The organism is Salarchaeum sp. III (assembly GCF_036418315.1).
Taxonomy (GTDB): domain Archaea; phylum Halobacteriota; class Halobacteria; order Halobacteriales; family Halobacteriaceae; genus Salarchaeum.
Genome location: NZ_JAZHPG010000027.1, coordinates 486,686 through 511,002 on the forward strand (window position 1 = coordinate 486,686; position 24,317 = coordinate 511,002).

At 67.9% G+C, this 24,317-nt stretch carries 23 protein-coding genes; 13 read left to right on the forward strand and 10 right to left on the reverse strand.

What is annotated here, in order from left to right; translation table 11 throughout:
- Positions 1-66: 66 nt before the first annotated feature.
- Positions 67-516 carry a universal stress protein gene (locus U3A55_RS13340; RefSeq protein WP_330991991.1) on the reverse strand — a complete coding sequence of 150 codons (450 nt, stop codon included), beginning with the start codon at positions 514-516 and terminating at the stop codon, positions 67-69.
- Positions 517-622: 106 nt separating this feature from the next.
- On the opposite strand from U3A55_RS13340, the gene U3A55_RS13345 reads away from it, so the two are divergent.
- Positions 623-1,729: a mandelate racemase/muconate lactonizing enzyme family protein gene (locus U3A55_RS13345; protein ID WP_330991992.1), complete on the forward strand. Its 1,107-nt coding sequence runs from the start codon at positions 623-625 to the stop codon at positions 1,727-1,729.
- Positions 1,726-2,937 carry a mandelate racemase/muconate lactonizing enzyme family protein gene (locus U3A55_RS13350; RefSeq protein ID WP_330991993.1) on the forward strand — a complete coding sequence of 404 codons (1,212 nt, stop codon included), beginning with the start codon at positions 1,726-1,728 and terminating at the stop codon, positions 2,935-2,937. Before U3A55_RS13345 ends, U3A55_RS13350 begins: the two co-directional genes overlap by 4 nt.
- A 16-nt stretch (positions 2,938-2,953) precedes the next feature.
- On the opposite strand, the gene U3A55_RS13355 is transcribed toward U3A55_RS13350, so the two are convergent.
- Positions 2,954-3,970 carry a mannonate dehydratase gene (locus tag U3A55_RS13355; protein WP_330991994.1) on the reverse strand — a complete coding sequence of 339 codons (1,017 nt, stop codon included), beginning with the start codon at positions 3,968-3,970 and terminating at the stop codon, positions 2,954-2,956.
- A 33-nt stretch (positions 3,971-4,003) separates the two neighbouring features.
- On the reverse strand, positions 4,004-5,206 hold the full coding sequence (gene lhgO, locus U3A55_RS13360; RefSeq protein WP_330991995.1) for an L-2-hydroxyglutarate oxidase: 1,203 nt from the start codon (positions 5,204-5,206) through the stop codon (positions 4,004-4,006).
- A gap of 98 nt (positions 5,207-5,304) precedes the next feature.
- Here lhgO and U3A55_RS13365 point away from each other — a divergent pair, with 98 nt between their 5' ends.
- From U3A55_RS13365 to ubaA, 6 genes are all read left to right on the forward strand, one after another.
- The gene (locus U3A55_RS13365) at positions 5,305-6,096 is read left to right on the forward strand and encodes an SDR family oxidoreductase (protein WP_330991996.1); all 792 of its coding nucleotides are present in this window, start codon (positions 5,305-5,307) and stop codon (positions 6,094-6,096) included.
- A 42-nt stretch (positions 6,097-6,138) separates the two neighbouring features.
- Positions 6,139-6,483, forward strand: coding sequence for a cupin domain-containing protein (locus U3A55_RS13370; protein WP_330991997.1), 345 nt, complete (start codon positions 6,139-6,141; stop codon positions 6,481-6,483).
- Positions 6,480-7,304: a fumarylacetoacetate hydrolase family protein gene (locus tag U3A55_RS13375; RefSeq protein ID WP_330991998.1), complete on the forward strand. Its 825-nt coding sequence runs from the start codon at positions 6,480-6,482 to the stop codon at positions 7,302-7,304. The genes U3A55_RS13370 and U3A55_RS13375 overlap by 4 nt, the downstream gene beginning before the upstream one ends.
- A gap of 74 nt (positions 7,305-7,378) precedes the next feature.
- Positions 7,379-10,453 carry an FAD-binding and (Fe-S)-binding domain-containing protein gene (locus U3A55_RS13380; protein WP_330991999.1) on the forward strand — a complete coding sequence of 1,025 codons (3,075 nt, stop codon included), beginning with the start codon at positions 7,379-7,381 and terminating at the stop codon, positions 10,451-10,453.
- A gap of 25 nt (positions 10,454-10,478) precedes the next feature.
- Positions 10,479-11,459 (forward strand): PLP-dependent cysteine synthase family protein, encoded by a 981-nt coding sequence (locus U3A55_RS13385; protein WP_330992000.1) that lies wholly within the window; start codon positions 10,479-10,481, stop codon positions 11,457-11,459.
- A gap of 30 nt (positions 11,460-11,489) precedes the next feature.
- On the forward strand, positions 11,490-12,305 hold the full coding sequence (gene ubaA / locus U3A55_RS13390; RefSeq protein ID WP_330992001.1) for an SAMP-activating enzyme E1: 816 nt from the start codon (positions 11,490-11,492) through the stop codon (positions 12,303-12,305).
- 101 nt (positions 12,306-12,406) lie between these two features.
- Here the strand turns inward: ubaA and U3A55_RS13395 are convergent, their stop codons facing one another.
- The 3 genes from U3A55_RS13395 to U3A55_RS13405 are packed head-to-tail and all read right to left on the reverse strand — an operon-like array spanning position 12,407 to position 15,679.
- Positions 12,407-13,795 (reverse strand): dihydrolipoyl dehydrogenase family protein, encoded by a 1,389-nt coding sequence (locus U3A55_RS13395; RefSeq protein ID WP_330992002.1) that lies wholly within the window; start codon positions 13,793-13,795, stop codon positions 12,407-12,409.
- A 49-nt stretch (positions 13,796-13,844) separates the two neighbouring features.
- Complete coding sequence (locus tag U3A55_RS13400; protein WP_330992003.1) at positions 13,845-14,840, reverse strand: AIR synthase family protein; 996 nt, start codon at positions 14,838-14,840, stop codon at positions 13,845-13,847.
- A 32-nt stretch (positions 14,841-14,872) separates the two neighbouring features.
- Entirely contained in the window at positions 14,873-15,679 is an 807-nt protein-coding gene (locus U3A55_RS13405) for an alpha/beta fold hydrolase (protein ID WP_330992004.1), read from the reverse strand.
- Between the two features lie 80 nt (positions 15,680-15,759).
- Here U3A55_RS13405 and nucS point away from each other — a divergent pair, with 80 nt between their 5' ends.
- Positions 15,760-16,461 (forward strand): endonuclease NucS, encoded by a 702-nt coding sequence (gene nucS / locus U3A55_RS13410; protein WP_330992005.1) that lies wholly within the window; start codon positions 15,760-15,762, stop codon positions 16,459-16,461.
- Here the strand turns inward: nucS and mutS are convergent.
- The 3 genes from mutS to U3A55_RS13425 all read right to left on the reverse strand — a co-directional run bounded on the left by mutS (position 16,458) and on the right by U3A55_RS13425 (position 21,060).
- The gene (gene mutS / locus U3A55_RS13415; protein ID WP_330992006.1) at positions 16,458-19,046 is read right to left on the reverse strand and encodes a DNA mismatch repair protein MutS; all 2,589 of its coding nucleotides are present in this window, start codon (positions 19,044-19,046) and stop codon (positions 16,458-16,460) included. The two genes, nucS and mutS, sit on opposite strands and share 4 nt — an antisense overlap.
- 61 nt (positions 19,047-19,107) lie before the next feature.
- The gene (locus U3A55_RS13420; protein WP_330992007.1) at positions 19,108-20,460 is read right to left on the reverse strand and encodes a His/Gly/Thr/Pro-type tRNA ligase C-terminal domain-containing protein; all 1,353 of its coding nucleotides are present in this window, start codon (positions 20,458-20,460) and stop codon (positions 19,108-19,110) included.
- 195 nt (positions 20,461-20,655) lie between these two features.
- On the reverse strand, positions 20,656-21,060 hold the full coding sequence (locus U3A55_RS13425; protein ID WP_330992008.1) for a Fic family protein: 405 nt from the start codon (positions 21,058-21,060) through the stop codon (positions 20,656-20,658).
- Positions 21,061-21,191: 131 nt separating this feature from the next.
- On the opposite strand from U3A55_RS13425, the gene U3A55_RS13430 reads away from it, so the two are divergent.
- A complete protein-coding gene (locus tag U3A55_RS13430; protein WP_330992009.1) occupies positions 21,192-21,956 on the forward strand; it encodes an NAD+ synthase in 765 nt (254 codons plus the stop codon).
- On the opposite strand, the gene U3A55_RS13435 is transcribed toward U3A55_RS13430, so the two are convergent.
- Entirely contained in the window at positions 21,953-23,191 is a 1,239-nt protein-coding gene (locus U3A55_RS13435) for an MFS transporter (protein ID WP_330992010.1), read from the reverse strand. The two genes, U3A55_RS13430 and U3A55_RS13435, sit on opposite strands and share 4 nt — an antisense overlap.
- 88 nt (positions 23,192-23,279) lie before the next feature.
- Between U3A55_RS13435 and U3A55_RS13440 the strand changes: the two genes are divergently transcribed.
- The 3 genes from U3A55_RS13440 (at position 23,280) to U3A55_RS13450 (ending at position 24,315) form a co-directional block, all read left to right on the forward strand.
- Positions 23,280-23,453 (forward strand): hypothetical protein, encoded by a 174-nt coding sequence (locus U3A55_RS13440; RefSeq protein ID WP_330992011.1) that lies wholly within the window; start codon positions 23,280-23,282, stop codon positions 23,451-23,453.
- 131 nt (positions 23,454-23,584) lie between these two features.
- Positions 23,585-23,791: a cold-shock protein gene (locus U3A55_RS13445; protein ID WP_145844028.1), complete on the forward strand. Its 207-nt coding sequence runs from the start codon at positions 23,585-23,587 to the stop codon at positions 23,789-23,791.
- 167 nt (positions 23,792-23,958) lie between these two features.
- Positions 23,959-24,315, forward strand: coding sequence for a thioredoxin family protein (locus tag U3A55_RS13450; RefSeq protein WP_330992012.1), 357 nt, complete (start codon positions 23,959-23,961; stop codon positions 24,313-24,315).
- Positions 24,316-24,317 lie beyond the last annotated feature (2 nt).

A 24,317-nucleotide genomic window follows, 5' to 3' on the forward strand; every position in this document is an offset into this window, starting at 1 on the left:
TCCTTTCAGACTACTAGTGGCACTAACTGGACGAAATACCGTGAATGTTAACGATAGTTAAGTAGGTCACTCGCTAGTGATAACCGTCACCGGACGGTCGGCGGAGAGCATCGTCGCCTGCGTCGTACTCCCGAACAGGAGCTTCCCGGTGGGGCTGCGCTTACGGGCGCTCATCACGATGTTGTCCACGTCGAGGTCCTCCGCGACGGCCGGCACGACCTCCTCCGGTTCGCCCTCCTCGCGACGCTTCGACACCTCGACGCCAGCGTCCTCCAAGTGTTCCACGGCGGCGTCGACGCTCGGCGGGAAGTTCCCCTCGTGGGAGTCCGAAATCTCCTCCTCATAAGCGCTGTCCGAGGAGACGTGACCGGCCTCGCCGGACACCTCGAAGTCCTCGAACACGTTCAACACGACCACTGAAACCTCGTCGGCGTCGCCCGGAAGGTCGGTTACGACCTCCGCGGCCCGCTTCGCGCGCGATTCGTTCTCCCCGACCGGCAGCAGTACTTCGTACATACAGGGTGCACTCGCCCCGCCCAGTATAAAGATTCGGTGGCCCCAACTCCCCGGCAACCATTGCCGTCACACGCGTCTCTTTCCCCGGAGGGAGTACGGTCCACGTATGGAGATAACTGAGGTGGAATCCTTCCCGATACAGATTCCACTCGAAACCCCCGTATCGTTCTCCAACCGAACCCTCACCTACCGCGACCACGCCATCACGTACGTCAGGACGGACGAGGGCCACGAGGGCGTCGGGTACTCCCTCGGGTACGACGGCGCTGGTCTCATCGCCGACGCCGTCAACGACCTCCTCGAACCGCTCCTCGTCGGCGAGGACCCCCGGGACACCGAGCGCCTCTGGCACGAGATGTACAACGGGAACGTCCAAATCGGCCGCCACGGCCTCTTCCTCCGCGCTATCTCCACCGTCGACATCGCGCTCTGGGACGTGAAAGCCAAAGCGGCGGGCGAACCCCTCCACAAGCTCCTCGGCGGCCACGCCGACGCCGTCCCGTCCTACGGCAGCGGCGGCTACTACCGCGACGAGAAGGGCCACGAAGGCCTGCGCGCGGAGATGCGGCGCTACCTCGACGAGGGCCACGACGTCGTGAAGATGAAGGTCGGCCGGAAGTCCGTGCAGGAGGAGGAAGCCCGCGTCGCCGCCGTGCGCGACGAAATCGGCGACGACGTGACGTTGCTCCTCGACGGGAACGGCGTCTACCCGAACACCACGGAGGCCGTGCGCGCGTGCCGCGCGTTCGAACCCTACGACCCCTACTTCATCGAGGAGCCCGTGATGATCGACCGCGTCGACACGATGGCCGAGGTGAACGACGCAATCTCCTACCCGGTCGCCACCGGCGAACTCGAAGGCACCCGCCACCAGTTCGCGAATCTCGTTGACTCCGGCGCCGCGACCATCCTCCAGCCGGACGTGACCGTCTGCGGCGGCATCACCGAGTGGCTGAAGATAGCGCACTACGCGTCCGCCTACGACGTCCCCATCGCACCCCACTACAACTGGAACATCCACGCCAGCCTCCTCGGCGCAATCGAGAACGGCCTCTGGATCGAGTACTTCTACCGGGACATGGACGTGAAGGTCTTCGACGACGTGGTGGAGGACCCGCTCGCGCCCGACGACGACGGCATGATTCCGCTCCCCGACCAGCCCGGCCACGGCGTGCCGCTCGATACGGACGCGCTCGCGGAGTACCGCCTATGAGGGACTACTCCCTCCAGACCACGCGTGCGGACGCCCGCGACGTGGAAATCACGGACATCAAGACCGCGGTCGTCGAGGGGAACTTCGAGTGGAACCTCGTCAAAATCGAGACCGACGCCGGCGTCACCGGCATCGGCGAGTCCTACCGGGGCGGCGGCGTCCCCGAGATAATCGAGTACACGAAGCGCTTCCTCATCGGCGAGAACCCCCTCGACGTGGAACGCCTCACCCGCTACATCTTCCAGGAGATGAGCGGGCACGGCGGCACCACGGGCAAGGTCGTCACCGCCGCGTCCGGCATCGAGGTGGCGCTCTGGGACGCGGCCGGGAAACTCCTCGACCTCCCGGTCTACCAGCTCCTCGGCTCGAAGTACCGCGACGAGGTTCGGATGTACTGCGACTGTCACGCCGGCGAAGCGTACGCCGTGGAGGACGGCGCGACCGCGTACGCGGAGGCGGACGCGTACTCCCCGGAAGCGTACGCTGCCGAAGCCCGGCGCGTCGTCGACATGGGGTTCAGCGCGCTGAAGTTCGACCTCGACCTCCCCCGGGACAACGACCCGGACCCCTACAACGGCCGGCTGTCGAACACCGCGATTCGGGAGAAGCGCGAAATCGTCGAGGCCGTCCGCGACGAAATCGGCTACGACGTCGACCTCGCGTTCGACTGCCACTGGGACTACTCGGTCGAGAGCGCGAAACGCCTCGCGTACGAACTGGAGGAGTTCGACCTGATGTGGCTCGAAGACCTCGTCCCCCCGGAGAACATGGACGCACAGACCGAGGTGACGAAGGCCACCCGCACGCCCGTCGCAACGGGCGAGAACCGCTTCCGGGTGTTCGAACTCACCGACCTCATCTACGACCACGGCGTGGACGTGCTCACGCCCGACCCGACCACGGTCGGCGGCCTCGCCGAGACGCTGCGGGTCGCGGACCGAGCGGAGGAGAACTACATGCCCGTCTCGCCGCACAACGTCTGCAGTCCCGTCGGCACGATGGCGTGCGTCCACCTCGCCGCCGCGATGCCGAACTTCGACGTGCTCGAGTTCCACGCGCTCGAAGTCGACTGGTGGGACGACCTCCACACCGGCAGCGACCTCATCGAGGACGGCTACATCGAAGTCCCCGAAAAACCGGGACTCGGCATCGAACTTGACGAGTCCGTCGTCGAGGAACACGTCCTCGACGGCACCACCGCGTCCTAAACCGCCTCTCCGTTCGCTATTCGAGCGATTTCAGCATCCCCTTGAGGTAGCCGACGGTGTAGGACCGCCCGAGCGTGCTCCCGAACTCCCAGTCGGACTCGCCCTCCATCAGGGGGACGTGGTCGGGCGTCATCACGCCGCCGAACCCGACGCGGTTGAGCGCCTCGATGACCTCGTACTCGTCGAAGTTCCCCGCGGGGTCGTCCACGAACGTCTCGTGGAACCGCGGGACTGTCCCGACGACGTCCCGGAAGTGCGCGTACACGATCTGGTCGCCGCCGAAGTGCTCGATGACGTCCACGAGGTCTTCGCCCATCTCGGACCAGCAGCCCATCCCGAGTTTGAGGCCGTGGTTGTCGCTCGGGTGGATGTCGAGCGCGCGCTGGAAGTTCTCGCGGTTCCGGAAGAGGAGGGGAATTCCGAACAGCTGTTCGACCGGGGGGTCGCTGGGGTGGACGCCGAGCGTCACGCCCGCGTCCTCCGCGACCGGCACGACCTCGTGCAGGAACTCCTCGTAGCGCTCCCACATCAGGTCCTCCGACACGTCGCGCTCGATGTCGTCGTCGCGGTCGAGTTCGTGGAGGTCGTCCACGTCGTAGGCGGACGCGAGCGCGCCGCCCCGCACGGGGTGCTCGCGGGTGGTGCGTACCGCGCCGTCGGGCGGATGGCCGCTGTACCCGAGGACGGGCACGCCGGCCGCGCCCATGTTCGTGATGGTTTCCGTGATGATGCTCGTGAGGTCGGCGCGCTCGTCGGCGTCGTCAGTCAGGAGAATCTCGTAGAGTGGCACCGGCATCTTCTCCACCGCGTACAGGCGGAGGTCTGCGCCGTTCGCGCGCGACTTCAGTTCCGCGAGCGCGTCCTCGCTCCAGGCCTCGCCGAGCGGGAGCGCGGACTCGAAGCCGGGGTGGCGGTGGGGCGTGAGAAGAATGTCGTCGACGCCGAGCTGGGCGGCGAACCGCAGGAAGTCGTCGGTCGCGGGTTTGTACGTGCCGATGGCGACCCGCATCTCGTCGGGGAAGTCAGCAGGCATTGTCACCCCAAACCACGGGTCGACACTTAACGTCTAGAGTTTCTCCTCGACCAGACCGGCGATGTGGTCGCCGAACGGGAGCGAGGACGTCAGGCCGGGCGAGACGGCGTTCAGGATGTGCACCGCGTCCTCCGTCTCGACGAACAGCGGGTCCTTCACCAGTTCGCCGTCGTCGCTCACCAGCTGGGCGCGAATGCCCGCGTAGCTCTTGTTCAGGTCGCGCTCCCGAACCTCGGGCACGAGCTTCTGGGAGGCCTCCGCGAACTTCTCCTTCCGGTAGGACTTGTTGAGTTCGTCCCACGCCACCCCGAGCATCATCGGGTCCGCGACGAGCTTCCAGAACCCGTCGTAGGTCAGGGTCTCCTTCAGGTCGGCGAGGTCGAAGTCCGTGTTCTCGTAGGCCTCGCGGCCGAACGCGAGCACGGCGTTCGGACCGACGATAACCTTTCCGTCGGAGCGCCGCGTGTAGTGCACGCCGAGGAACGGGAGGTCGGGGTCGGGCGTCGGGTAAATCATCGACTGGCACAGCTCCGCGCGGTCGGGCGTGACCTCGTAGTACTCGCCGCGGAACGGCACGACCTGGTACTGCTCGCCGACGCCGAGCTGGTGGGCGAGCGTGTCCGCGTGCAGGCCCGCGGCGTTCACGAGGTAGGTCGCGTCGATGTCGCTGTTCGACGTGGCGAGCCGGTAGCCCTCGCCGGTCTCGCGGACGCCCGTGACCTCGTGACCGAGGTAGAGCGTCACGCCCTCCCGCTGAACCTCGCGGCCGAGCGTGTACACGTACTGCTGAGAGTCGACTGACGCCGCCTCCGGCGCGCGGAGCGCGGCCTGCCCGACCGCGTGCGGTTCGTACTCCCGAATCTCCTCCTGGGACTCCAGCATCTCGTACTCGACGCCGTTCGCCTCCGCCTGCTCGGCGAGGTCGTCGAGTCTGGCTTCCTCGCTGTCGTCCGTCGCGACGACGAGCACGCCGAGTTCCTCGCAGGGGATGTCGTGTTCCGCGCAGTACTCCTTCATCCGCCGCGTTCCCTCGGTCGCGAACCGCGCCTTCTCGGACTCGGGTGGATAGTTGAAGCCGGGGTGGAGGACGCCCGAGTTCCGCCCGGACTGGTGTTCCGCGAGATGGTACTCCTTCTCCAGGACGGCGATATCGAGGTCGGTGCGTTCCGCGAGGTGCTTCGCGACCGACAGCCCGACACAGCCGCCGCCGACGATTGCCACGTCGTGCGTCGTCATCGTTTACGTCTTTCTCGCCCCGTGTTTTGGTGTACCGCTTTCCGGCAGGCTTGGCGCGACTTCTCAATACCTAAGGCCCGGGAGGCTATGCTGTGCGTATGGACCTCGATATCGAGGGGAACGCGGCGCTCGTAACGGCATCCAGCAGCGGTCTCGGCCAGGCCTCGGCGAAGGCGCTCGCCCGCGAGGGTGCGAACGTCGTCGTGAACGGCCGCAGCGACGAATCCGTCGCGGAAGGCGTCGAGGCCGTCGAGGAGGTCGCGACCGGTGACGTGGTCGGCGTGAAGGCCGACCTCACCGAGACGGAGGACATCGAGAACCTCGTTCAGACGACGGTGGACGAGTTCGGCGGTCTCGACCACCTCGTCACGTCGGCGGGCGGACCGCCGTCCGGGCCCTTCCTCGACACCACCGACGAGGACTGGTACGACGCGTACGACCTCCTCGTGATGAGCGTCGTCCGCACCGTCCGCGAGGCCACCGACCACCTCCAGGCGGGCGACGGCGGCACTATCGTCAACATCACCTCCCGCAGCGTGAAGGAAGCCATCCCGTCGCTCGTCCTCTCGAACTCCGTCCGCATGAGCGTCATCGGCCTCGAGAAGACGCTCTCCACGGAACTCGCGCCCGAAGTGCGCGCGAACGCCGTCCTCCCCGGCCCCCACGAGACCTCGCGAATCCAGGACCTCATCGACCAGGGCGTCGAGCGCGGCGACTACGACTCCTACGAGCACGGCCTCGAGGAGCGCGGGAAGGGCAACCCGCTCGGCCGCATCGGCGACCCGATGGAACTCGGCGACACCGTCGCCTTCCTCTCCTCGCCGAAGTCCGGCTACATCAACGGCACCGCAGTCCCCATCGACGGCGGCGCCGGTAGCTCGAACCTCTAAGGTTCCGTCACCTACTTATCGCAGCCCCGGGTTCGGTTTCGCATGGAGCCAGTCGACTTCGACGACGCAGAGACGTACGAACCCGACGAAGGATGGGGCCGGAAGGCGCTCGCCGGCAGCGAGAAGTTCACGTTCGAGTGGTTCGAGAAGCCCGCCGGACACAGTTCGCCGATGCACGACCACGAGAACGAACAGGTGTGCGTCTGTCTCGAGGGCGAACTCACCATCTACACCGAGGACGACTCCGTCACCCTCCAGAAGTACGACTCCGTCCACCTTGACTCCTGGGAGGAACACCGCGTGGAGAACACGGGCGACGAGCGCGCCGTCGGCCTCGACGTGTTCGCACCGGGCCGCAGCTTCGACTTCTGGACGGACCGCCAATGAAGTACGTCGCACGCGCCGCGGACGGCACGCCCCTGCTCGGCGACGACGACGGATTCGTCCCGCTGAACGCGGCCGACCCCGCGCTCGAAACCGTCGCGGACGCGCTCGCACAGGCGCCCGACGGCCTCCCGAGTCCCGCGGACGCCACCGCCGAGCGCGTCGCCGCCGAGGACCTCGCGTTCGGCTTCCCGCTCGACCAGCCCGGCAAACTCTGGGGTATCGGCCTGAACTACGCGGACCACGCCGAAGACCTCGACGAGGTGCGCCCCGAGGAACCCGCGAGCTTCGTCAAGCCGCCGTCGGTCGCCGCCGGCCCCGACACGCCCATCCGCCTCCCGCCCGCGGACGTGACGGACCGCGTCACCGCGGAGGCCGAACTCGGCGTCGTGCTCGGCCGCACGTGCTCGAACGTCCCCGAAGACGACTTCTCGGACGTCGTCGCCGGGTTCGTCCCCATCATCGACATGACCTCCGAGGACATCCTCGAACGCAACCCGCGCTTCCTCACGCGCGCCAAGAGCTTCGACACGTTCCTCGTCGCCGGCCCCTACATCGCCGTCCCCGAGAACGTCGAGGAGTTCTTCGACCAGGTCACGGTTCGCACCGTCGTGAACGACGAAATCGTCTCCGAGAACACCCTCGACGGAATGCTGTTCAAGCCGCCGGAACTCCTGAACTACCTCTCTCAGTCCACCACGTTCCAGCCCGGCGACATCATCAGCACGGGCACGCCCGGCGCGGGCGTCATCGAGGACGGCGACACCGCGCGCGCCGAAGTCGAACCAATCACGGACCTCGAAACGAACGTCGTTCGCCAGTAACCCCCCTGTTTCTCGCAGTCGGTCGGTTCGCCGCGACCGCCCGGCTTTACACCCCCTGACGTTCTACCGCCTCCATGGCAATCGACCCCGCCGCCGACTCCCGGGCGGCGTACGACTACACGAGCGACGACGTGGAGCGCCCCGACCTCGTGGACGCGCTCTCCCGCGTCGTCGACGGCGACGTGCGCTTCGACACGTACACCCGTCAGCTCTACGCGACGGACGCGAGCGCCTACGAGGTCACGCCCATCGGTGTCGTGTTCCCCGAGAGCGCCGCGGACGTGGAGGCGACCGTCTCCTACTGCGCCGACCACGACGTTCCCGTCCTCCCCCGCGGCGGCGGCACGAGCCTCGCCGGCCAGACGGTGAACGAGGCCGTCGTCCTCGACTTCTCCCGCCACATGGACGGCGTTCGCTCGGTCTCCCCCGACGACCGCGTGGTGACCGCACAGCCCGGAATCAAACTCGGCGACCTCAACGCCGACCTCGCCGAGCACGGCCTGAAGTTCGCGCCCGACCCCGCGTGGGGCGATAAGTCCGCGCTCGGCGGCGCCATCGGGAACAACTCCTCGGGGTCGCACTCGCTCGTCTACGGGAAGACGGACGCCTACGTCGAGTCCCTGGAGGTCGTGCTCGCCGACGGCACCCGAACCACGTTCGGCCAGCTCTCCGTCGCGGAACTCCGCGAACGCGCCGACCCCGACGGCGACCGCGAAGCCCGCATCTACGCCGAAATCGAGCGCATCCTCGACGAAGAGTTGGCTGAAATCGACGCCCAGTACCCGGACATGAAGCGGAACGTCTCCGGGTACAACCTCGACTACGCCTTCCGGGACGCCGACGCGGACGGCGGCGTGGTGAACGTCGCCGCGCTCCTGGCGGGCAGCGAGGGAACCTTGGGCGTCATCACGGAGGCGACCGTCTCGCTCGAACCCGTCCCGGAGACGAAAGCGGTCGCGCTGTTCGCGTACGACGACCTCGTGGACGCCGTCTCGGACGTGGCGCCGATACTCGAACACGACCCCGCGGCCGTCGAACTCGTCGACGACGTGCTCCTCGACCTCGCCGCCGACACCGAGGAGTTCGCGGACGTGGTCGGAATGCTCCCCGAGGGCACGGGATCCGCGCTGCTCGTCGAGTTCTACGCCGACAGCGACGACCACGGCCGCCAACTCGTCGCCGACCTCGCCGCCGACCGCGCGCCCGACACCGAGACCGAGTTCGCGCCCCGCGAGGACCGCGCCGTCGCCGACGCGCCCGTTTTCGCGACGCACGCGATGGAAGCCCACGACGAGGAACAGCGAAGCCGGTTCTGGAAGATGCGGAAGGCCGGGATGCCGATTCTGCTCTCGCGCACCTCGGACGAGAAACACATCTCCTTCATTGAGGACTGCGCCGTCCCGCCCGAGCGCCTCCCCGAGTACGTCCAGGACTTCCAGGACGTGCTCGAAGCGCACGACACGTTCGCGTCCTTCTACGCGCACGCCGGCCCCGGCGTCCTGCACGTCCGCCCGCTCGTCAACACGAAAGCCATCGACGGCGCGGAGACGATGGAATCGATTTCGGACGCCGTCACCGACCTCGTCGTCGAGTACGGGGGCAGCGTCTCCGGCGAGCACGGCGACGGCCGCGCGCGCACCCAGTGGAACCGGAAGCTGTACGGCGACCGCCTCTGGCGCGCGTTCCGCGACCTCAAGTCCGCGTTCGACCCCGACTGGCTGCTCAACCCCGGCCAGGTGTGCGGGTTCGACGACGCGGCGAGCGCCGAGTCCGCCGGCCTCCCCGAGCGCGCGACCGCCGTGTCGATGACGGAGAACCTCCGGTACGGCGCGGACTACGAGTTCGACGAGGGCTTCGAGCCGACGCTCTCCTGGGAGAACGAGAACGGCTTCCAGGGGATGGCCGAACTCTGCCACGGCTGCGGCGGCTGTCGCGGCAGCCAGGACACCACGGGCGGCGTGATGTGCCCGACGTACCGCGCCGCGGACGAGGAAATCCAGGCCACCCGGGGGCGCGCGAACCTCCTCCGGCAGGCGATGAGCGGCGACCTCCCCGAGGACGAACAGTTCAGCGACGAGTTCGTCACCGAAGTCCTCGACCTCTGCATCGGCTGCAAGGGCTGCTCGCGCGACTGCCCGAGCGAGGTCGACATGGCGAAGATGAAGGCCGAACTCACGCACGAACACCACCAGCGCGAGGGCGCGAGTTTCCGCTCGAAACTGTTCGCGAACATCGACACGCTCTGCAAACTCGGGAGCGCGACCGCACCCGTCTCGAACCTCGCGACGAAACTCCCGGGCGCGCGCGAACTCGGCGAGCGCGTCCTCGGCATCTCCAAATCGCGCACGCTCCCCTCCTTCACGCGGGAGACCTTCCAGGACTGGTTCGACTCACGGGGCGGCAGTCGGGTGCCCGAATCCGACGCCGATTACGCGGTCGTCCTGGTGGCGGACACGTACTCGAACTACTGTACGCCCGCCCCCGCGAAGGCCGCCGTCCGGGTTCTGGAGGCCGCGAGCGTCCACGTCTCCGTCGCCGACCGCACCGACGTGGGGCGGCCCGCCTTCTCGAAGGGCTTCCTCGACCGCTCCAGGGAGCGCGCCGAAGCCACCGTCGAGGAACTCGCGCCCGCCGTCGACGACGGAAAGGACGTCGTGCTCGTCGAACCCTCGGACGCCGTGATGCTCCAGTCCGACTACCGCGACCTCCTCGACGGCCCCGAGATGGAGCGCGTCAGCACGCACGCGTACGGCGTCCTCGAATACCTCGACCGCCACCGACTGGACGAGGACCTCTCCCTCTCGGGGGACGGCAGCCTCGCCTACCACGGCCACTGCCACCAGAAATCCACGAAGAAGGACCACCACGCCGTCGGTGTGCTCCGCCGCGCCGGCTACCGCGTGAACGCCCTCGACTCCGGCTGCTGCGGGATGGCCGGCAGTTTCGGCTACGAGGCCGAACACCACTCGATGAGCATGGCCATCGGCGGAATCCTCGAAGACCAAGTCGCTGCGACCGACGTGGACGAAGTCGTCGCGCCCGGCGCGTCCTGCCGCACCCAACTCCACGACCTCCCTGACGCCCCCGACGACCCACGCACGCCCGTCGAAGCGCTCGCGGACGCGCTCGCGTCCGGCCCCGACGCTTAATCCGCCGGCGTGCCCAGTCACGAGTATGCGCGCGGAGTCCGCGGTCGGCGACACGCCGCTCGTCGCTCTCGACCTCGACGTCACGCCGGCGGTGTACGGGAAGGTCGAGTGGCTGAACTTCCACGACCACTCCTACGGCGGCGGGAGCGTGAAGTCCCGCATCGCCGTGTCGATGCTCGACGCCGCCGAAGCCCGGGGCGAAATCGGCGACCGGACGATTCTCGAACCATCTAGTGGAAACACCGGGCTCGCGCTCACCCGCGTCGGCGTCTCGCGGGGGTACGACGTGGAAATCGTGAGTTACGAGGGGACGAGCCGGACGAAACTCGACGCCATCCGGGACGCCGGTGGCGCCGTCCACCTCGCGGACACCTACGAGGAAATGCTCGCGAAGGCCGAGCGCCTGCTCGATTCTGATGACTACTATCGGCCCGACCAGTACGCGAACCCCGCGAACCCGCGCGCGCACGAGACCGGCACCGGCCCCGAACTCTACGCGCAGACCGACGGCGAGGTGACGCACTTCGTCGCCGGCGTCGGGTCGGGTGGCACCATCACCGGTGTCGGGCGCGCGCTCGGCGACGAGGGGGTCGAAATCGTCGGGTACGAACCCCGGAAACCCTACCACGCCATCGACGGCCTGAAATACGTTCGCGGGAGCCGGTTTGAGAAACCCGGCGTCTACGACGAGTCCGCGCTCGACGACCGGCTCGACGTCTCCACGCGCGAGGCGTACGCGCACGCCCACCGCCTCCGCGGCCGCTACGCCGACCGCCCTATCGACATCCGCGACACCGGCCAGTACGACGAATCCATAGTGCGCGACCGCCTCCGCGTCGACGGCGACTTCCTCGTCGGCGCGTCCGCGGGCGGGGCCGTCGCCGCCGTCCACGACCTCGACCGCCGCGGCCGCTTCACGCCCGACGACACCGTGGTCATTCCACTCCCCGACCGCGGCGACCGCTACCGGACGCTCCCGCCGTGGGGGAGGTTCTGCCACCGATAGTCGTTAGGCCGCCCGCCGACAAACCCGGGTATGAGCGGCCTCGACCTCGACCCCACCCAGCTCGACCGGTACTCCCGGCACATCATCATGGACGACGTGGGCCCCGAGGGACAGCAACGCCTCCTCGACGCGAACGTCCTCGTGGTCGGCGCGGGCGGCCTGGGCGCGCCCGTGATTCAGTACCTCGCCGCGGCCGGCGTCGGCCACCTCGCCATCGTCGACGACGACGCCGTCGAGCGCTCGAACCTCCAGCGTCAGATAATCCACGCCGACAGCGACATCGGCACGCCGAAGGTCGAGAGCGCCCGCGACTACGTCGAATCCTTGAACCCCGATATCGAGGTTGAAACCCACCACGCCCGCCTCACCGTCGAGAACGCCCACGACCTCGTCGCAGACCGCGACTTCGTCGTGGACTGCTCGGACAACTTCGCCACCAGATACCTCGTGAACGACGCCTGCAAACTCGAAGGCGTTCCCTTCAGCCACGGCGCTATCTATCGCTTCGAGGGCCAGGTCGTCACGTTCGACACGACCGACGACTCCCCCTGCTATCGGTGTCTGTTCCCCGAAGCCCCGCCCGAGGGAACGGTGCCGGACTGCGCGACCGCCGGCGTGCTCGGCGTCCTCCCCGGAACCGTCGGCTGTATTCAGGCGACCGAGGCCGTGAAGAGCCTGCTCGACCACGGAGAGTTGCTCGACGGCCGCCTCCTCTTCTACGACGCCGCCGACACCACCTTCGAGGAAATCGAGTTCGAGAAGAACCCCGACTGCCCCGTCTGCGGCGACCATCCCGAAATCGAGAGCGTTCGCGAGGTCGAGTACGCCGACGGCTGCAGGGTTTAAGTAGGAGGCCGCGGCCAGCGGCCGGCGTGCCCTGACTCGGGCCGTGCGCGACCCACTCCGGAACGGCGACGCGCCGCGCACGGACAGCGGAGCGTCGCCTGCTAGCCCACTGTGGATTTCGCGTCCCGGAACAGGCCGTCCAGAATCTCGGGCGTCGTCGGGTGGTACGCGCGGTCGGGGAGGTCGCGCACGTCCATCCCGTTCTCCACGACGACCTGCATCGTCTTCGCCATCACGTCCGCGTGGTGGTGGAGCCCGTGATAGCCGAGGACGGTTCCGTCCGCGGCGACGACGAGCTTCGCCCAGCCCCACGGCACCTGTTTCGACCTGAAGATGCCGTCGCTGCTCGCCTCCCGCGTCGCCGTCACCACGTCCTCGTAGCCGCGCTCTCCGGCCTCGTCCACCGTGTAGCCGACGGACGCGTACGGATAGACGCCCGCACCCGCGAACATCACGTAGTGCGGAATCGGGTCGTACGACGCCATGGACTCGCCCGCGTGATACCGCAATACGTTCTCGCCCGCGAGATACCCCTCCTCCTTCGCCATGTGGAGTATCATGCGTTCGCCGAGCACGTCTCCCGCCGCGAACACCCACGGTGCGTCCCGCGACTGCATCGTGTCCGCCGCCCAGTCGCCCGTCGCGTCGATACCCGCGTTCTCCAGCCCGACGCCGTCCACCGCGGGTTCGCGGCCCGTGAAGCAGAACAACTGGTCCGCGTCCACGTGACTACCGTCGTCGAGGAACAACCGCACGCCGCCGTCGCGCTCCTCGACCGCGGTCTCCATCACGCCCGTCTCCACGGTCACGTCGAACTCCTCCCTGTACAGTTCGAGGAGTTCGTCCCCGATGCGGTCGTCCGCGCGGTCGAGCGGCCGCGCGTCGTGCTCGATGACTGTGATGTCCATCCCCGCGGCCTCCGTGAGGTAGGGGACGAGCTCGACGCCGACGTACCCGAACCCCATCACCACCCCGGAATCCGGGAACGCGGTCGCGTCGAGCACGTCCCGGCTTCCCATCCAGTCCACGTCCTCGATGCCCGGGATGGCGGGGGCGTTCAGGGTCGAACCGGTGGCGACGACGACGTAGTCCGCGTCGACGGTGTCGCCGCCGATTTCGACCTCGTGCTCGCCCACAATGCGCGCGGTGTCGTGGACGAACGTCACGTTCTCGCGCTCCGCGAGGTCGTGCACGGCGTTCCGGCGGTGCTCCGCGAACCCGAGCACGCGGTCGTTCTTCGTCTCGACCGTGTCCCCGAGGTCAACGGACAGCGCGTCCGCGCCCTCGATGCGGTGGTCGTGGCGGGCCTGATGCGCGTGCTCGGCAACGGAGAGAAGTTCCTTCGATGGCATACAGCCGCGGAGGATGCAGAGGCCGCCGCCGGGGTCGCCGTCGTCGACCAGCGTCACCTCGAAGTCGGAGTCCGCGAGCGTCTCTGCGGCGGCGACGCCGGCGCTCCCGTACGCACCGATGACGACTACGTGGGGCATACTGGGGGAACGGCGGCCGCGAAGTTAGGCGTTCGGCCTGCGGCGGTCGTCACGCATCCCGGAGGTCGGCGTACGCCGGCCAGAACGGGTCGGATTCGGGTTCGGGGAGCGGACTGTCGTCAACGCGGACGCCGGACTCGGTCACGCGCCCCACGTCGGCCGCCGGAATCCCCTCGGCGTCGAGCGCGTCCACGACGGGCGCGCTGTCTCGCGCGGCGAGCACCACCGTCCCCGAGCTCGACGCCGTCCACGGGTCGATACCGAGCGCGTCGCAGACCTCGCGCACGCCCGGAGAGGTCGGCACCGCGTCCCGGTCGATGTCGATACCGACGCTGCTCGCGGCGGCGAGTTCGTGCAGGCCGTTCGCGAGGCCGCGCTCGGTCGCGTCGTGCATCGCCGTCACCTCGCCCGTCGCTGCGGCCGCGAGCGCGTCCCGGACAGGCGAGGCGTCCCGGAGGCGGTCGCGTGCCGCGGCGACGGTCTCGGCCGGGAGGTCGAGGCGGTCCCCGAATACGGTCGCGATGACGCCCACCGTTTCGATGGCGGGTCCCTTCGTGACGACGACGCGGTCACCCGCCGTCGCGCCTGTCGGGAGGACGAGGTCGTCGCGGTCGCCGAGCGCGAGCGCCGTCGCGCCGCCGACCGTGGGAAACGACCCGTCCTCGTACGCGCCGGTGTGGCCCGTGACGATGCTCGTCCCGAGGTCGCGGGCCTCCGCGTCGAACACGGAGAACACCTCGCCGACGAAGCCGGGGTCGGCGTCGAGCGGGAGGTTCCAGTCCACGGTGAGGTGGGTCGGTGCGAGGCCGGAGAGCGCGGCGTCGGAGACGGCGATGTGGAACGCGAACCACGCCGCGTCCCGGACGCCGAGGTCGGAGAGCACGAACAGGGGGTCGCTCGCCAGCGCGAGCACGCGGTCCCCGAGGTCGACGACGCCGAAGTCGGCGCCGTGCGTCGGGCCGAGCAGCACGTCGTCGCGGTCCGCGCCGAGGTTGGGCGCAACGTGCGCGTCGAAGAACTCGCGGCTCGCCTTCCCGTGGTCCATACCGGGGAGAGCGCGCCCGGGATTAAGAACCCTCAGTAGACGCGGTCGAGGAAGTCGGCGAGCGCGTCGTTCACTGCAGCGGGGTTCTCGCAGTTCGAGGAGTGGCCCGCCTCGGGGATGGATTCGAACGTCAAGTCCGGAATTTCCGCGTAGGAGTCCCGCGCCTCGTCGATATCGAGTGTCGCATCTTCCTCGCCATGCACCGCGAGCACAGGTACGTCGATGTCGTCGACGCGTTCGTGGAGGTCGTCCCGGTCGAGCCACGAGTACACCTCGCCCTTCACGGCGTCCCCGGGATAGGTCGTCCAGCGGTCCACCCAGGCGTCCACGAGGTCGGTGCGCTCCTCCCGCGTCGTCTCGCCGAACAGTTCGTGCGTGACCGGTCGTGCGGCCTCCTCGGGGAGGGTCGGCAGTCCTTCGAGGGCGTCCACGGTCGCAGCGTGGCGCTCCTGGTCGGCCGGCGAGTGCGGTTTCGCCATCGAGTCGACGAGAACGAGGCCGTCGAGGCGGTCGGGGTGGTCGAGCGCGAATTTCAACCCCATGAATCCTCCCATGGACATACCGGCGAGGACGCAGGAGTCGATGTCCTTCGCGTCGAGGACGCGCTCGACGTCGGCGACGAGGTCGTCGAGGTCGTAGTCGTCCGCGTACCGGTCGGTCCGTGCGCGCAAGTCGACCGATACCGTCCGGTAGTCGTCGCTGAACGCGTCCAGCTGCGGTGCGAACATCGTGCGGTCCATCAGGGTGCCGTGCGCGAACACGACGGTGTCCCCGTCCCCGCGGTCGGTCGAGACGGTCTCCGCGCGGTGCGTGTACAGCGGTGCGCCACTACGTGACATACTAATCCCTTAATTATTATAATGTATATAGGTGGGGGTGGGTCGAACAGCGTAAGAACGCGCCACCCGAACGGGCGGCTATGACCGACGCGGCGTTCCTCGCCGACCCGACGCCCACCGAGGCCGCCGACGCCCTCCGGGACGCGGACGGCCGCGCCGTCGCGCTGTACGGCGCGTGCGAACTCGTCTACGACGGCCGCGCCACCAGCACGCTCCCGGCCGGCCGCCGGCACGTCCTCCGCAAGCCCGACGGCACACTGCTCGCGCACGCGGCCACCGGCCACCAGCCCGTGAACTGGCTCGCGTCCGGCGCCAGCCTCGACGTTTCCGTCGAGGACGACGAACTCCTCCTCCACGGCGAACGCGACGGCGAGGCCCTCGACTGTCGGTTCACCAGTCTCGACCACGTCTCCCTCCTCCCGCTTGACGACGCGGACGCCGAAGTCTCCGGCACCGAAGACGACCTCCGCGAACGCGTGCTCGCCGACCCCAGCCTGATTTCGGACGGCTTCCGGCCGCTCGCGACCGAACGCGACACCGCCGCCGGCCCCGTCGACATCTACGGCGAGGACGCCGACGGCACTCGCGTGGTCGTGGAACTGAAGCGCCGCCGCGTCGGCCCGGACGCGGCCAGCCAGCTCGACCGGTACGTCGACGCGCTCCGCCGCGACCTCCACGCCGACGCGGCCGTGCGCGGCGTGCTCGTCGCGCCCTCCGTCACCGACCGCGCCCGCCAACTGCTCTCCGAGGCCGGCCACGACTTCGTCCCGCTCAGCCCCTAGAGACGCCGTTTCAGCTTTTGGAGGACGGTCATCGCCTCCAGCGGCGTCGTCTGCGCCAGGTCCACGTCCCGCAACGCGTCCTCGATGTCGCTCGGCGCGCTCCCGCCGTCAGCCTCCTGCGCGTTCCGCCGCTCGTCGGCGTCGGGCGTGCGAACCGCGTCCCGTTCTCGCTCGCGCTCGACGAGTTCGCGCGCCCGCCGCACCACGTCGTCCGGCACGCCCGCGGCCTTCGCCACCTCGATACCGTAGGAGGCGGTCGCCGCGCCGTACGCCACGTCGTGTCGGAACGCGACGCCGTCGTCCTCCTGCGTCGCGGGGAAGTGGAGGTTCACCGCCTCCCCGAGTTCGTCCGCGAGGTCGGTGAGTTCGTGGTGGTGCGTCGCGAACAGCGTCTTCGCGTCGGTCTCGTCGTGCACGTACTCGGTGATGGCGCGCGCGATAGCGAGGCCGTCCGCCGTGCTCGTCCCCCGCCCCACCTCGTCGAGGAGGACGAGCGAGCCGTCGTCGGCGTCCCGGAGGATGTCCGCGAGTTCCGTCATCTCCACCATGAACGTCGAGCGGCCGCCCGCGATGTCGTCGCTCGCGCCGACGCGCGTGAACACGCGGTTCAGCACGCCGAGTTCCGCGGACTCCGCGGGCACGAAACTCCCGACCTGCGCGAGCACGCAGATGAGGGCGACCTGCCGCATGTACGTGGACTTCCCGCTCATGTTCGGGCCGGTGATAACGGCGATGCGGTCGTCGCCACCGAGGTGGACGCCGTTCGGCACGAACCCGTCCTCGGTGCGCTCCACGACCGGGTGTCGGCCGCCCTCGATGTCGACGGGCGCGCCCGCCTCCCGCATCTCCGGCCGCGCGTAGTCGTACTCCGCCGCGACGGTCGCGAGCGAGCAGAGAGCGTCCAGTTCCGCGACCGCCGCCGCGACGTCCTGCACGCGCTCGGCCTCCGCCGCGACCGACTCCCGGACCTCGACGAACAGCTCGTACTCGCGGTCGTCCGCCCGCCCCTCGGCGCGCACGATTTCGTCCTCCCGCTGCTTGAGTTCGGGCGTCACGTACCGTTCGGAGTTCTTCAGCGTCTGCCGGCGCTCGTAGTTCTCCGGGACGTGCTCGGTGTTCGCCTTCGTCACCTCGATGTAGTAGCCGTGCACGCTGTTGTGCCCGACCTTCAACGACTCGACGCCCGTCCGCTCTTTCTCCGCGGCTTCGAGGTCGCGAATCCACTGCTTTCCCTCCCGCTCGGTCTCCCGTAACTCGTCCAGCGTCTCGTCGTAGCCGTCCCGGATGACGCCGCCCTCCGTGAGTTCCTGGGGCGGGTCGTCCACGACGGCGCTCCCGATTTCCTCGCGCACGTCCGAGAGGTCCTGAATGCGCGCGTGGAGGTCGTGGAGCTTTCCGGACTCGGCGTCCGCGAGCAACTCCCGGAGCTCGGGAAGCACGTCGAGCGTCGTCTTCAGCGACCGGAGGTCGCGGGCGTTCGCGCGTCCCCGGGACACCCGCGAAATCAGGCGTTCGATGTCGTACACGTCCCGCAGGGCCGTCGCGAGTTCCTCGCGCGTCCGGAGGTCGCCGCGGAGTTCCTCCACGCCGTCGAGGCGGGCGTCGATTCTATCCCTGTCGACGAGCGGCCGGCGGAGCCAGTCCGTGAGCTTCCGCCGGCCGAGCGCACAGGAGGTCTCGTCCAGCACGTCCACCAGCGTCGTGCCCTCGCGGCCGTGCACGCTCCGCGGTTCGAACAGTTCGAGGCTGCGCAGCGCGACCGCGTCCAGCACCATGTAGTCGCGGGGGTCGTAGCGCGTGAGGTGGTTCAGGTAGTCGAGCGTCTCCTTTTGGCCGGCGCGCGTGTACTCCGCGTACGAGAGGAGCGCGCCGCACGCCCGAATCTCGCTGTCGCCGGCGAGCCTTCGTTCGGGCGCGCCGAAGTACGCGTCCAGTTTCTCGCGCGCGCTCGCGGCGTCGAACGCGTCCTCCCGGAACCGCGTCACCATGCAGTCCGCGCCGAACAGGTCGGTGTCGACGCCCGGTTCCACCACGGCCTCCGCGGGCGCAAATCGCCCGAGTTCGTCCCGGACCTGCTGGCGGGACTCCGCGCTCGTCGCGACGAAGTCGCCGGTGGACACGTCGAGGAACGCGAGGCCGTACGTCTCGCCGCCGGTGAGCGCGGCGACGAAGTTGTTCTCGTCCCCGGAGAGCAGTTCGTCCTCGGTGACGGTGCCGGGCGTGACGATGCGGGTGACCGCGCGGTCCACGAGACTGTTCGTCGCGTCCGCGTCCTCCACCTGGTCCGCGACCGCCACGCGATAGCCCGATTCGAGGAGGGTCTCGATGTAGGGTTCGGCGTTGTCGATGGGGATGCCCGCCATCGGGTAGGTGCCCGTGGAGTCCTCGCGGGCGGTGAGCGTGATTTCGAGGACGCGCGCCGCTTCCTCCGCCGCCTCGCAGAACGTCTCGTAGAAGTCCCCGACCTGAAAGAGCACGAGCGCGTCGTCGTAGCGCTCGCAGAGGTCGAGGTACTGAGAGAGCATCGGCGTCAGTTCCTCGCGGCGCTCCGCCATCTTCTCCGGAGCGCCGAGCGCCTCAGTCATACCCCAGATTCAGGGGGTTCGTCCGGAAATAGTCGTCGCACTCACGCGGTTACGGGGGAGTTCACAACGAATCGAACCGTGTGCGTTCGCTCAATCGACGGGCGTGACAGAGTGTCGCGTCCGGAAATCCGCTGGTTGCGTCATCTATCACGGACTCCAGCTCACCCAATGCCATCGACCGCTCGATACCCTCCGGACGGCGAGTGACCTGCAGCGAACTCTCCTTCACTTCGTCGTCTCCGACGACGATGTAATACGGAACCCAGTCCTGCTCAGCCTTCGCGACCCGTTTCCCGACAGTTCGGTCACGATCATCGATGTCCACTCTCACCGAGCGCGACTCCAGCCTCTTCGCGATGTCCGCACAGTACGCGTCGTGTGCGGCCCCGACGGGGATGAGTCGTACCTGTGTCGGGGAGAGCCAGACCGGGAACTGCGGGTTCCGGCGTTCCGCAGCCCTGTCAAGCATCGCTGCGAACGCCCGTTCGATACTTCCGGTCGGCGAACAATGGACGAGAACAGGGTGTGTCGATCGGCTGTCCCTCTCGTACGTGATGTCGAACCGGGACACCGTTTCGGAGTCCAGTTCGACCGTCGCGAGCTCTGTCGTATTTCCGTACCCGTCGACGAATAGGTAATCGAGTTTAACTGTCCAGTAGCGTTCCGCTGTCGGTCGGATATCCAGCACGATGGGTTTCTCGAGTGTTCCCGCTAACTCTGCCACCCATTCCCGTCGCTCTTCGAGATCCTGGGCATTCATCGACAGCTTCAGCGCGTACTCGAGATCGAACGCGTCCTCCGTTTCCAGAGCCAGCGCAGCCTGCCGAACGAACTCCGTTCGACCCATAGACTCGTTTGCGACGGCCGTATGGATGTCTGGAAGAGTGAACTCTCGCTGGCGCGTGAGGGCTGTCGTTTCGCCCGACCGCTCTTGCCGGAACACGCCGTGTGCGAGTTCGTACAGCCGAACTGGGAGCTGCTGTTCGGTGAGATTGAGCGTTCGGAGTGTGGAGAAGTGACCAAAATCGGACGCGAATCTAAGATACAACGGATCCCGGCCGCTGGTGGTGTACTGACGTTCATCAAATGAACTGACCTGTTCGCTGATCTCCGGTCGAGCCGCGTCGTACATCGTCGGGGTCTCTACTCGATGGGTCTCGAGGGCATTCGCTATCGAGGACGCGTACCGCTCAAGCAGATCCTTAACGACCATCCCGCGTGGATGCCACCGCATCGCTCCCGTGTCGCCGAACTCGTCGTAACTTACGAAGCCCTTCTTCCGCATCAGGGACAGATGCGGTGGTTCTGTCCCCGCTGATTCAGGGGGAGATAGAACCGTACTCGTCGGATCCTCGTCCACCTCCGCCACCCAGTCTCCGTCCGGCAGTACGACTCGCCGCGACATCTCTTCCATTGAAACTCTACTCGCAGCCTGCCAGGAAAAAAGAGTTGGTTACTCGTCGAGCCGTTCGAGCGTGTCCCGATGCTTCGCGATGAGTCCGCGAACTCGCTGTTTGTAGCCTGCACCGTCGGTGCGAACCGATCTATCGTAGCTTTCGTTCATAGTGGGACACCTCGGGTCTATTCACGTATTCTCCCGCACCGGTTATTAATTCTCTGGTTCGGCGGAAACGAGTCGTTCAGTGTCTATCGTCCCGTTAGAGAGCCACTGCGCGATCTCCGAGACGTTGTACCGGGAGATCGATTTCATCACGACTTCCACGGTCTCCGGGTCGACTTCGGCAGGCTCCCGGCCGTGTCTGTCGAGGAACTCAACGACGGTGAGCCACGCTGTCCGCTTGTTCCCGTCCTCGTAGACGTGTAGTGACGGAAGGCCGCAGAGGAGGGCTGCCGCCCGCTTACTGATTGTCGGCTCGTCTCGCGCGTCCGCGATGACTTCCCGAATCTTCTCGTCCGGAAAGAACCCGTCGACTCCAGCGTTATCCAGGTCGAATTCGGCGACTATTTCGTCGTGGTTCGTGTGAACCTCATCAACTGACGGAAGTCGCTCCATCTGGTCGCCTCCTACACTCGCGGCGGTTCTATGTGTTTCGCCGGGGTGCGGTCGCAAGCCCCGATACGTAGACGAACGCGCGGCCGGCGGGCGCCGCACCACCTAACTGTCCGGCGTCCGAGACGCCGCGCATGGACTACGCGCGAGTCGAAGCCCGCGTCCACGAGTTCCTCGCCGAGCGCCTCGACGACGCGGACGCGGACGGCTACGTGCTCGGCGTCAGCGGCGGCCTCGACTCAGCACTCGGCGCGCAGGTGGCCGCGGACGCCGTCGGCCCCGAGAACGTCTTCGGCCTGATTCTGCCGGGCGCGCCGAGTTCGGAAGCGAACATGCAAGACGCCCGCGAGTTCTGCGAGTCGCGCTCCATTCCCCACGAGGTGGACGACATCCAGCCCGCGGTCGCGTCCGTCCGCGACGGCCTCCCCGGCGACTTCGACGAGACCACGGTCGGGAACGTCCGCGCCCGCGTCCGGATGACGTACTGCTACGAGGCCGCGAACGCCCGAAACTATCTGGTGCTCGGCGCGGACAACAGGTCTGAGTACGAACTCGGGTACTTCACGAAGTACGGCGACGGCGCGGTCGACGTGACTCCCTTCGGCGACCTCTACAAGACCGAACTGTACGAGTTCGCCGAGTTCCTCGACCTGCCCGAGAAATTCGTGGAGAAACAGCCGACCGCGGAACTCTGGGAGGGCCAGACTGACGAAGGGGAACTGGGCGCGTCCTACGAGACCATCGACGCCGTGCTCCGACGGTATCTCGACCACGGACTCACCGTCGCGGAAATCGTCGCGGACACGGGCGTCGAGCGCGACCTCGTGGAGCGCTTCGTCTCCCTCCACGACTCCACGGAGCACAAGCGCCGGCGGCCGCCGACGCCGGGCCTGCGCTAGAGTCCGAAGTCGCTCGGTTCCGCGTCCCGAACTGGGGGAAGGCGGCGGAGGCGCGGGCGCAGGAGAACGTAGGCGGCGGTGAACGCGAACCCGGACGCGGCGAGCGCCATCGTCGTCCGGACGCCCGCGGCCTCGCCGGCGAGACCGCCGAGGAGCGACCCGAGCGGGAGCGTCGCGCCCGACGCCGTGCCCTTCGTCGCGGACACGCGACCGAGTACGTCGGTGGGGAAGACGCGCTGGTTCAGTGTCGAGGACACCACGCCGCTCGCCCCGACCGGCACCCACGCCGCTCCGAAGAGGAGGACGGTGAGCGCGGGCGACGACGAGAGCACGGCGGCGAGCCAGCAGGCCGCGCCGAGGCCGTGCGTCACCAGCACGAGGCCGAACGGCACGCCCTCGACGTACGGTCCGACGAGCGACCCGAGAAGCCGGCCGACGCCGAGCGCGCCCAGGAGGAGTCCGTAGAGCAGTGGACCGCCGAGCGACGCGCCGAACGCGGGGAGAACCGCGAGCGCGACGCCCGTGGTGAAGTTCGCGACGGCGGTGGTGAGGACGAGTTCGACGAACACCGTCCCGCGGAGCACGTCGATCCCCTCCCGGAGGTCGGCGCGGTACGACCCGAGCGCGTCGCGGACGGACGGTTCTTCGTCGCGCGATTCGGGCGCGTCGAGGCTGACACCGGCGAACAGGACGGCGGCGAGCGCGAACGTCCCCGCGTCGGCGAGAAACAGCGTTGTCGTGCCGACGGTCGCGACGACCGCGCCGCCGAGCGCGTCGAACACCATATCCAGTCCGAGCGTGACGGTGGCGAGCGCGGCGTTCGCGTTCGAGAGCCGGCCGTCGTCGACGATGCGCGGGAGAACCGCGGTCTCCATCGGCGCCATCGCGAGCGACGCCAGCATCAACAGCGGCGCGACCGCGAACAGCACCTCGACGCCGAGATAGCCGGTCGCGGCGGCGAGCGGCAGGCAGAGCACCACGATGCCCTGCGCGAGCTGCGCGCCGACGAGCACGCCCTTCAAGGGGAGGCGGTCCACGAGCGGCCCGGCGAGTATCTGCAGGAGCCATGGTAACAGCAGAATCGCGTTCAACGCGCCCGTGACGCCCGTCGAGCCGGTGAGGTCGAACGCGAGCCAGAGCACCGCGACGGTGTAGAGGCTGTCCCCGGCGTTCGTCACGAACTGCCCCGCGAAGAACCGGCGGAAACTCCGATTGCGCCAGACGGACTCGGTCACGACCGCTCACCCCGTGGGTGCGAGCGCGAGCCGTCGCTGTGTCTATCGAGCGATACGCTGTCCGGTGCGTCCCGGTGGGACGCGGCGTGTGTCTGCATTTCGTGTGGTCGACGGAGAGAACTGCGACCCCCGCACCGGCGGTGCGGGGAGCGTGGCGAACCCGAGTGCTGCGGCTATCGGGCCGCCCGCGCGGCGGGAGGAGAACGAGGGTCGTGGACCGGCCGCGGGTGTCGAACCATACCGTTCACCGGGCGTTCAGTGACCACCACTAAGTGCTTACTGGTCTCGCGGACGGGCCGCGAAGTGTCTGTGTGGACAAACGTCCCGTTAGGGGGGCGTGGTACCTTGACCCTCGGAAGGGTTATCCGGGCGGCGGTCCTGTATTTGATTGTAATGGCAAACGGTACCGTTGAATTCTTCAACGACACAGGCGGCTACGGTTTCATCTCGACTGACGACGGCGACCTCGACGACGACGAAGACGTGTTCTTCCACATGGAAGACGTCGGCGGCGAAGACCTCACGGAAGGGACGGATGTCGAATTCGACATCGAGTCCTCCCCCAAGGGCCCGCGCGCAGCGAACGTCGTTCGGCAGTAATACGAACTACCTGTCGCGCACAGCGACAGACACAACCCCCGATTTTCCCGTTATTTCACGCGTGAGCCATCGCTCTCCAGCGAACCGCTCTCTCGAAGAGGGGATTCGCTAGTGCCGGACGGTTCGACGGGCGCGCCGCCTAAATTCGTCCACGCCCAAGTAGCCGTATGAGTCTCACCGAGAAACCCCGACAGCTGGAGACGGGTGACGACCTCGACGCGCTCCTCGACTCCGAGGACGTGGTGCTCGTGGACTTCTACACGAAGGGCTGTACGCTCTGTCAGTCCATCGAGCCAATCGTCGGGAACGTCGCGCGCGCCACCACCGCGACCGTCGCGATGTGCAACCCCCAGACCGACCTCGATCTCGTGGACGAGTACGATATTCGGAGCGTCCCGACGCTCCTCCTCTTCGAGGACGGCGAGGTCGTCGGCCGATTGGCCGAGGGATTCCAGGGGACGGAGGCGGTCGTGGAGTTCGTCACCGAGAACAGTTCCGCGGAGCGCGCAGAAGACGCGGCCTGAAC